The organism is Streptomyces sp. NPDC051020, from assembly GCF_040683105.1.
Classification (GTDB): Bacteria; Actinomycetota; Actinomycetes; order Streptomycetales; family Streptomycetaceae; genus Streptomyces.
In genome coordinates this window covers 63,114-70,501 of the sequence record NZ_JBFBCG010000043.1, presented here as the reverse complement: position 1 = coordinate 70,501, position 7,388 = coordinate 63,114, and the positions used below count along the sequence as shown (strand labels likewise).

Annotated in this window: 9 protein-coding genes and 1 pseudogene; 3 read left to right on the top strand and 7 right to left on the bottom strand. The window is 70.5% G+C overall.

What is annotated here, in order from left to right:
• Nucleotides 1–37: 37 nt before the first annotated feature.
• The 5 genes and pseudogenes from AB0N06_RS23320 to AB0N06_RS23300 form a co-directional block, all read right to left on the bottom strand.
• Nucleotides 38–193 carry a hypothetical protein gene (locus AB0N06_RS23320; RefSeq protein WP_366136613.1) on the bottom strand — a complete coding sequence of 52 codons (156 nt, stop codon included), beginning with the start codon at nt 191–193 and terminating at the stop codon, nt 38–40.
• A 341-nt stretch (nt 194–534) separates the two neighbouring features.
• Nucleotides 535–672: a hypothetical protein gene (locus AB0N06_RS23315; RefSeq protein WP_366136612.1), complete on the bottom strand. Its 138-nt coding sequence runs from the start codon at nt 670–672 to the stop codon at nt 535–537.
• 26 nt (nt 673–698) lie between these two features.
• Nucleotides 699–1,241, bottom strand: a complete 543-nt coding sequence (locus AB0N06_RS23310) for a cytochrome b/b6 domain-containing protein (protein WP_366136611.1) — start codon at nt 1,239–1,241, stop codon at nt 699–701.
• A 225-nt stretch (nt 1,242–1,466) separates the two neighbouring features.
• Nucleotides 1,467–2,096 carry a hypothetical protein gene (locus AB0N06_RS23305; protein ID WP_366136610.1) on the bottom strand — a complete coding sequence of 210 codons (630 nt, stop codon included), beginning with the start codon at nt 2,094–2,096 and terminating at the stop codon, nt 1,467–1,469.
• Between the two features lie 84 nt (nt 2,097–2,180).
• A pseudogene (locus tag AB0N06_RS23300) lies at nt 2,181–2,693 on the bottom strand (SigE family RNA polymerase sigma factor); the annotation flags it as partial.
• A 373-nt stretch (nt 2,694–3,066) separates the two neighbouring features.
• Between AB0N06_RS23300 and AB0N06_RS23295 the strand changes: the two are divergent.
• Nucleotides 3,067–3,831 carry an MBL fold metallo-hydrolase gene (locus AB0N06_RS23295; protein WP_366136608.1) on the top strand — a complete coding sequence of 255 codons (765 nt, stop codon included), beginning with the start codon at nt 3,067–3,069 and terminating at the stop codon, nt 3,829–3,831.
• Between the two features lie 404 nt (nt 3,832–4,235).
• The gene (locus AB0N06_RS23290; RefSeq protein ID WP_366136607.1) at nt 4,236–4,787 is read left to right on the top strand and encodes a hypothetical protein; all 552 of its coding nucleotides are present in this window, start codon (nt 4,236–4,238) and stop codon (nt 4,785–4,787) included.
• 232 nt (nt 4,788–5,019) lie between these two features.
• Here the strand turns inward: AB0N06_RS23290 and AB0N06_RS23285 are convergent, their stop codons facing one another.
• Together AB0N06_RS23285 and AB0N06_RS23280 are read right to left on the bottom strand one after the other, a co-directional pair.
• The gene (locus tag AB0N06_RS23285) at nt 5,020–5,508 is read right to left on the bottom strand and encodes a hypothetical protein (RefSeq protein ID WP_366136606.1); all 489 of its coding nucleotides are present in this window, start codon (nt 5,506–5,508) and stop codon (nt 5,020–5,022) included.
• Nucleotides 5,505–5,651 carry a hypothetical protein gene (locus AB0N06_RS23280; protein ID WP_366136605.1) on the bottom strand — a complete coding sequence of 49 codons (147 nt, stop codon included), beginning with the start codon at nt 5,649–5,651 and terminating at the stop codon, nt 5,505–5,507. The genes AB0N06_RS23285 and AB0N06_RS23280 overlap by 4 nt, the downstream gene beginning before the upstream one ends.
• Before the next feature lie 664 nt (nt 5,652–6,315).
• Between AB0N06_RS23280 and AB0N06_RS23275 the strand changes: the two genes are divergently transcribed.
• Nucleotides 6,316–7,227 carry an SGNH/GDSL hydrolase family protein gene (locus AB0N06_RS23275; protein ID WP_366136604.1) on the top strand — a complete coding sequence of 304 codons (912 nt, stop codon included), beginning with the start codon at nt 6,316–6,318 and terminating at the stop codon, nt 7,225–7,227.
• The last annotated feature ends 161 nt before the right edge of the window (nt 7,228–7,388 follow it).

The following is a 7,388-nucleotide window of genomic DNA, read 5'->3' as shown; positions in this document are numbered from 1 at the left end:
TGTTCGCTCTGCAGCCGCCGCAGGAGTTCGCTGACGTTCACGCGGCCAGCTCCACGTCGTCGCGCCAGGTGGGGGTAGGGGTGGTGAGGCGGCGGGACGCAGCGGAGGTCTGGGGCTCCGCCGACGCGGTCGGCAGGTACACCGCCGCAGCCAGCGGCACGCCGGCCGCGAGGACAGTCAGAAGTCGTCTCATGGGTTTCCGTTCGAGAAGTAGGTGTACGCCTGGCTGCGGCGACACATGTGCCTGGCACATGAGCAGGACAATGGCTGGGCCGACGGGCTCACGCGGACGACATCCGTGTGCATGCCTCCGTGACCCGGGTGTGCAACCCGAGGCAGCCTCGGCTCGCGAGGACCGATCCGGACCATATCGCCGGTTAAGGTGGTGATGAAAGAGGGGACTCGAATTCAGGTGTCATTGGCCGGACGCCGTCGGCCGGTTCCACTCTGGACTTGCGCCGGGCCCCCGACAACAGTCAGTTGACGGTCCGCGTCCACGGGCCCCCGGCCGAGGCCCGTGACAGACGTATTAGGTCACTCGGCGGGTCCCGATGCCGCCCGGGGGATGTCCATCTCCAGCCAGACGGTCTTGCCCAGACCACTCGGGGAGGTGTGCCAGGTGTGCGCCAGCGCGTCGACCAGGAAGAGGCCGCGGCCGTCTTTCCGGCCCACATCGCCCTCTCCCCCCGGGGGACACCTCACACCCCGTCCGCTCTCTCGGCCATGCCATTCCCGCGCTCCTCCCGCAGCCACCGGGAGTGGTACCGCTGCGCCCAGGACCGGCTGACGTACCCGGTACGCATACCGAGCCTCGCGTCCGGATCCTCGAAGGCCTTGCGCATGTGCCCGACTACGACAAAGACGATCGCCCAGGCCAGGAGGTCGTGGACGAAGATCGCGCTGGTGCGGGAGATGAAGGGCAGCAGTCCCGTGAACCACATCAGCAGGCCGGTGGACATCATCACCAGGACAGCTCCGGCGATCCAGCCCGCGTAGATCTTCTGCCCCGCGTTGAACTTGCCGGCCGGGCGCGCCTCGGGCGAGGTCCTGCGTCTGCGGACGGCCCGCAGCCACTGCCGGTCGTACACCGCGAAACGGTTCAGTCTGCGCAGGTCCGCGCGGAAGTCGGCCGAGAAGAGTCCGAGCAGGAAGGGCAGCGGCAGCGAGATGCCGGACCACTCGTGCAAGGTGGCCATCAGGTGCCGCCGGCCGACGAGTTGGGCGAGCGGCCCGAGGTACATGCAGGCGGCGGCGACCCGGCCGCCACCGCCGTCCGGAGTCGGCGGGGGCCGACGAGGACCCGGACGCGTAGACGGCCGAATGGCGTCGGCTCCTGCTCTCGCCGAACGCCGGACGCTCACCACCCCGTTGGGTCCGGTGTACTTCGTGCCCGGCATGATCGCCGGGCGGGGCGGACCAAGACCGGGTACCCCGGGGTGCGGGTGGCGCCATCCCGCCGGCAAGGATCAGGCCGCGTCGCCGGGGAACGTTCTGTGCAGGAAATCCAGGGCCGCGGCGGCGGCCGTCTTCGCCGTAGCGCCGCGCCGGCACACGGTGATCGACACGTCGAAGGACCCGGCCGAGGCCGAGCGGCCGTTCCCGTAGCCGGTCGTCTCGCCGTCCGCCCCCACACCCGCGCATCTGTCGACCGCGTGGTCGGTCATCCTGAGCGGAACGCTTCCGCTCGTCAGCCGCCGCGGCTCGTCGGTGGGCCACAGGACGATGAGCACGCCTCCCTCGGCCAGGCGGGGAACGGGGCGGCAGGTGCGCAGCAACTGGCGCGCGGACGCCACGCAACCTCCAGGTGCGGGCCGGGACAACGGCTGCGAGGAGATGAACGCCAGAGAGGTGCCGCGCACGTCCTGCATGGACACTGCGTTCCATCCTTCGGAAAGCTCGACCCTCAACGACAGGTCCGCACCGAGCAGGTGCGCGACGGCCGGACCGGTCGCCGCCGTGGGCGACGCTGCGGGCTGTGCCCTCAGGGAACGTGGCCCCGACACCACACCGATCACGGCCGCGACGGCCACCAGTGCGGTGGCGGCGGCAGCCCTGCGGCTGCGCCGCAGCCGCACCCGACGCCTGATCCGGTCCATCCGGTCCGCCGGTGCCGGGGGCGAGGGAACGGATGCCTCCAGGAGGCGACGGACCGCCAGTTCCGTCTCGTCCCAGTGCCGCTGTCAGGCGCGACGGCCATGGCTCTCGCTCCCCTCCCACTCGCCGGGCATGGTCGCCAACTCCGCGCGCAGCGTGTTCAGCGCCTTGGCCGCCTGGCTCTTCACGGTGCCAGGGCGGCAGCCCATCACGTTCGCCGTCTCCTGCACGGTCAGCTCCTCGAAGTACCGCAGGACCACCACGGCCCGCTGCCGGGTCGGCAGCCGCCGCACGACGAGCGACAGCGACCGCTCCAGGTCCACGGCGGCGAACGGGTCCTCAGCGCCGTGGACCTCGGGGATCCGCTCGTGCTCGTACGGGATCTCACCCAGCCAGCGCCGCTGCCACCACGACGCGTACGTGTTGACCAGTGCTTTGCGCACGTATGCCTCCGGTTTCTCCGTGGCGAGCCGGTGCCACTTGGGCCACACTTTCGCGAGCACCGTCTGCACGAGATCCTCCGCGAGGTGTGAGTCTCCCGTGAGCAGCCACGCCACCCGGAGCAGCCTGGGTGAGCGTGCCGCCACGAACTCCTCGAAGCTGGGGCCCCCTTGTGGGGCCGCAACCGATCCGGTACCCGGTCCCCCGCCACCCCCACGCCCCCGCCGGTCGAACTGGGCGAGGCAGTCATGGCGCTGAAGGATGCCGTGTGCGATGCCGTCGGCGGCACCTGCCGGCCCTCCTCGACGTGCGGCTGCACGGCAGCGCTGGAGCGGCCGGGGGCGACCCGAGCGCCGGGTCCGACTGGCACACGTATCAGCTCTTCACACACACGTGACACCATGAGGTGATGCCGCCGGGACCCGGTGTGCAGCGTGACGAGGGCATTGCGACCGTCCCCCGCGAGCGGGTCGGTGAGGTGCAGCGGAAGGGCCTTGGGAACCCGACCGCGACGAGAGGATCAGAACGACCATGCCGAAGGTTCTGCGCGACGACGACATCGTCTGCGTCGAGAGCAACGTCTACTCGGTGTCCGGCAGCAACACCAACTGGGTGATCGTCAAAGACGGCGACAGCTGCACCCTCATCGACACCGGCTATCCAGGCGATCGCGACGCCGTGCTGGCCTCGCTGGAAGTGGTCGGGCTGAACCAGCGCTCCGTGGCCGCCGTCCTGGTCACGCACGCGCACAACGACCACATCGGGGCGGCCGAACACCTGCGCGTCGTGCACGGAGTACCCGTCCTGATGCACCAGGTCGAGGTGCCGCACGCCCGCCGTGACCACCTCGACCAGGTGTCCGTCGGACAGGTTCTCTCGCAGGCATGGCGGCCCGGTGTGCTCCCCTGGGCCGTACACGCCCTGCGCGCCGGGGGAACCGCCCACGTGCCGGTCTCGGAGCCGCAGGCCTTCCCCGCACCGGGGGCGCTCGACCTGCCCGGCGGCCCCATTCCCGTGCACACACCGGGCCACACCAACGGCCACTGCGCCTACCACCTGCCCGGGAGCGGCATCCTGATCACCGGCCACGCCCTGGTGACCGCGCACCCCACGTCGCGGATCAGCGGACCGCAGTTGCTGCCCGCCATGTTCCACACCGACCGCTCCCGGGCCCTCGACTCCCTGGCCCTGATCGAGAGCGTGGACGCGGACGGGCTGCTTCCCGGCCACGGACCCGTGCACCACGGTCCGGCCAAGGAGGCCTCCCTGGTGGCCCGCGAGCATGCCGCCAGGTGACGGATCCAGCCCCACGAGGCGCATCGGCACGCTCCTCTGCGGCTCCCGGACTGCGGGCCCCGGCCCACACCCGTCCGGAGAGCGGGACATATCGGCAGGCAGGCCCGGTCATCCGGGCCCACCGTGGCCACGTCCGACACACAACGGACCATAAGGGGCCGTCACAGACGGTTCGACGACACACTTGCCGGGCACTCTCTGCGGAGGGAACCTTGTGGGGAGGGCTGCCATGCGCCTCGAGCGGTCGAAGAAGAGCCGACGCCAGCTACATGCGCGAGCACATCGACGCTTATCGTGAAGGGTGAACATGCCCGGCGACCGCCTGGCGTCGACACTTATCTGCACGGGACCCTCGGCGTGGGTACCATGCGCAACGTCATCCATATCGAGGGAGTGAATCGGTTGTGACCAGCCAATCAGCCGCCACGCTCCGATCGCGGTTGGTAGAACAAGCCGCGTCGGACCTGGAGGAAAACCGCCGTCGACAGCAGGAACTGGCGGACGGGATCACGGTGTTGAAGCAGGATGAGGCCCTCCTGACGGACATTCTGAACCTCGCCGAGCGGTACAAGGGCTTCGCGGACCCGTCACGTCTGCCCGAGCAGTTGCAGGACGAGCCCGTCGTCGCAAAGGTGAAGCGAACCCCCGCCGAAGCCTCTGCGCGACGCTCGGCCGGGGCCACTCGGGCGGGCACTGCGGCGAAGGCTGGCGCGAAGGGGAAGTCGCGCCAGCCGCTGCTCGGTGACCTCTTGATGGATCTGCTCGGCAACTACGACGAGCCCCGCCTGGCGAAGGAACTGCGGGACGAACTGCTGGAGAAGCACCCGGACCGCAACCCGACGCCGCAGGTGGTGCGGAACACCCTCGAATCCCTCGTTGCCAAGGGACGGATCCAGCGTCACAAGCAGCAGCGTTCCGTCATGTACACCGTCGTTCAGCCGAACGCGGCCGACTGACACGTCCGCGCGTCCCGCGCGCGGTGGTTTGCCCGCGGGACGCCGGGTGTGCGCCTCGCGCGACGCTGTCCGTCGCGGGACCCCGGACATGTGCGAGGAATCCTCCTCCAGGACCGCACCGCCAGTCGTTCCACCTGGCCGATGTCGTCGACGGTCGGGTGGAGCATGAGCTCGTCGGCACCCAAGGCCTCGAAGGCTCTGACCGTCGCCTGCACAGCCTCCACTCCCCCACTCACCTCGGTGGCTCTCGCCTTGGCCCCGTCCGGTCCGGTCGGCCGGTAGTAGTCACAGACATGGGCACGGTCGAGGTCCCCGTCGCCCAGGGCGAAGTACGAGAGAGCGACCAGGTACGGCCTGCCGACGGGCCGATATATCCCCGGCCTGCTCTGGCGACGCGGTCGAACGACGCCCGCGCCATACCGCCGAACAGCAGCGGCACCTCACGGGTGAGGCGGCCAGCGGAGACCGCGTCGATGCCGGCGATCTCCTTGGCCAGCAGGACCGGGGTCACGTGGGCCCGAGCAGCACAGTGCTGCAGGCGGTCGCCGGTCTCCATTCGCGGACCGGGCACCATGCGGTCGCGATCCAGGGTCAGCGCCCCGCACGTCAGCAGATCGACGGCTTCGGCTCCCGACAGCGCGAGGGAGAGGTCGCCCTGTCCCACGGGCCGGTCGGGCGACAGGCCGAGGGTGACGAGCGCAAGGTCGCGTGCGGTGGTCATGAGTTGCTCCTCGTCTCCAGCAGGCGCAGCCACACCTCGCTGATCGTGGGGAAAGCGGGTACGGCGGCGCCGGTCTCGTCGGGGAACGGGCCGGAGACGCGGTCCACATCGGCCACCGGCAGAACGACGACTTCGAGCTTCATGTCCACGGCTGTGATCCCGCTTTCGATGGTTCGGACATGCGGACAAGAACGGGGTCGGCAGGCTGTGCCGCCGGGGACGAACGTGCCGGGCGTGGGCCCCGCCATGAGCGTCGAAACCACACCCACCAACGGCGCTCACGTCCTTGTGGGTAGCCGCCGTGCCTTCCCTGTCGGCTGCGCGCGGCATGTGCCGCATCAGTCACCTGACGGTGTGTCCCCGCAGGTCCTCCGGCGCGGGCCCTGAGACCGACCGGCACATGGGGGGCGGCGTCGCGGGGCTGGGTGCGCACATCTGCGGCGTTGTCGTCAGTCAACAACTCCCCCACGGCCCGAAAGGCATGGGAGGAGCCCCCTCTGTGTTGCCTCCCTCCTCCGCCTTGCAGCTGCACGCACCCAGCCCCGCTCCTTCTCCCACTCCCCATGTGCCGGTCGGTCCTAAGCCATGCGGCCTCGTGAGGTGTCCCGTCGGCCCGGTTCGACATCGGTGACCAATTCGTTACCGCAGTCCCAGGCACCTGACGGTCTCCGGATACGTGTGAAGGTTGGGCACTCCGCCTTCCATCAGATGCGCCTGTACGGCAGTCCACTGCGTCGACCGGACGTGGCATGCGACTGCCCACGCGCTTCGGGCGGAGGCCATCGACCGACCACGGAAGGACAGATCTTGAGAAGACTCTTTCCCACCTCCCGCGCGGGACGCGTGCTGACGGTGGGTGCCGCACTGCTCTCTTCCGCAGCGGCCCTCGCCCCGGCCGGAACGGCTGCGGCGAGCACGGCCACGGAGAGCCGGCACAAGGTGGACTATGTCGCTCTCGACGACTCGTACGCCTCCGCGCCGTTCGTGCCCACCCAGGTCGACGCGACCTGCCTGCGCTCCGACCAGAACTACCCCTCGCTGGTGGCACGGTCGCGGTCCGCGACGCTGACGGACGTCACCTGCTCCGGGGCCACCACCGCCGACATGACCGCCCCGCAGACCGACGGTGTGCCGGCGCAGCTCGACGCCCTCAACCGGGGGACCGACCTGGTCACCCTCACCATCGGTGGCAACGACATCGGCTTCTCGACGGTGCTGGGGACTTGCGTCCAGCTCATGTCCGGCAACCCGGCGGGCGCCCCGTGCCGGACCCACTACACGGGCACCGGCACGGACCAGATCACGGACGCGATCGCCGAGACCGGGCCGAAGGTGGCGCAGGTGCTGCGCGGCATCCACCGCCGCGCGCCCCACGCCCGCGTCGTGGTGGTCGGCTACCCCGGCCTCTTCCCCGACGACGGAGTGGGCTGCACCAGCCGGAGCGTACCGCTGGCCGGGGGTGACTTCGCCTGGCTCCGCGACAAGGAGAAGGAGCTCAACGCCCTGCTGGCCCGCCAGGCGCGGCGCGGCGGGGCGCAGCACGTGAACACGTACACGCCGAGCGTCGGGCACGATCTCTGCAAGCCGACCGGCGAACGGTGGATCGAGACCTTCGCCCCGGAGACGCCGGCGGCACCGGTGCACCCCAATGCCACGGGTGAGAAGGCGATGGCCACCGCCGTCGAGGGCGCCCTCACGCCCCACGGCCGGCACCGCTGACGTTCCCGTCGTAGTGCGGTCGCCCGCCCGGGCGGCGGGGGCTTCGGGTCTCCACCCGGCCGCCCCGCCCGGGTACGGCGGACCCGCGGGCGTCACGGGGCCGGCCCTTTCCTGTGGGCCGACGCGACTTCGCCCGTCAGAGGAAGCTGGAGTCGGGCGGC

What these genes read in the sequence shown, in the direction of transcription:
- AB0N06_RS23320 (WP_366136613.1), bottom strand. Translation starts at nt 193, where the DNA reads ATGAGACGACTTCTGACTGTCCTCGCGGCCGGCGTGCCGCTGGCTGCG.
- AB0N06_RS23310 (WP_366136611.1), bottom strand. Translation starts at nt 1,241, where the DNA reads ATGTACCTCGGGCCGCTCGCCCAACTCGTCGGCCGGCGGCACCTGATG.
- AB0N06_RS23305 (WP_366136610.1), bottom strand. Translation starts at nt 2,096, where the DNA reads ATGGACCGGATCAGGCGTCGGGTGCGGCTGCGGCGCAGCCGCAGGGCT.
- AB0N06_RS23295 (WP_366136608.1), top strand. Translation starts at nt 3,067, where the DNA reads ATGCCGAAGGTTCTGCGCGACGACGACATCGTCTGCGTCGAGAGCAAC.
- AB0N06_RS23285 (WP_366136606.1), bottom strand. Translation starts at nt 5,508, where the DNA reads ATGACCACCGCACGCGACCTTGCGCTCGTCACCCTCGGCCTGTCGCCC.
- AB0N06_RS23280 (WP_366136605.1), bottom strand. Translation starts at nt 5,651, where the DNA reads ATGAAGCTCGAAGTCGTCGTTCTGCCGGTGGCCGATGTGGACCGCGTC.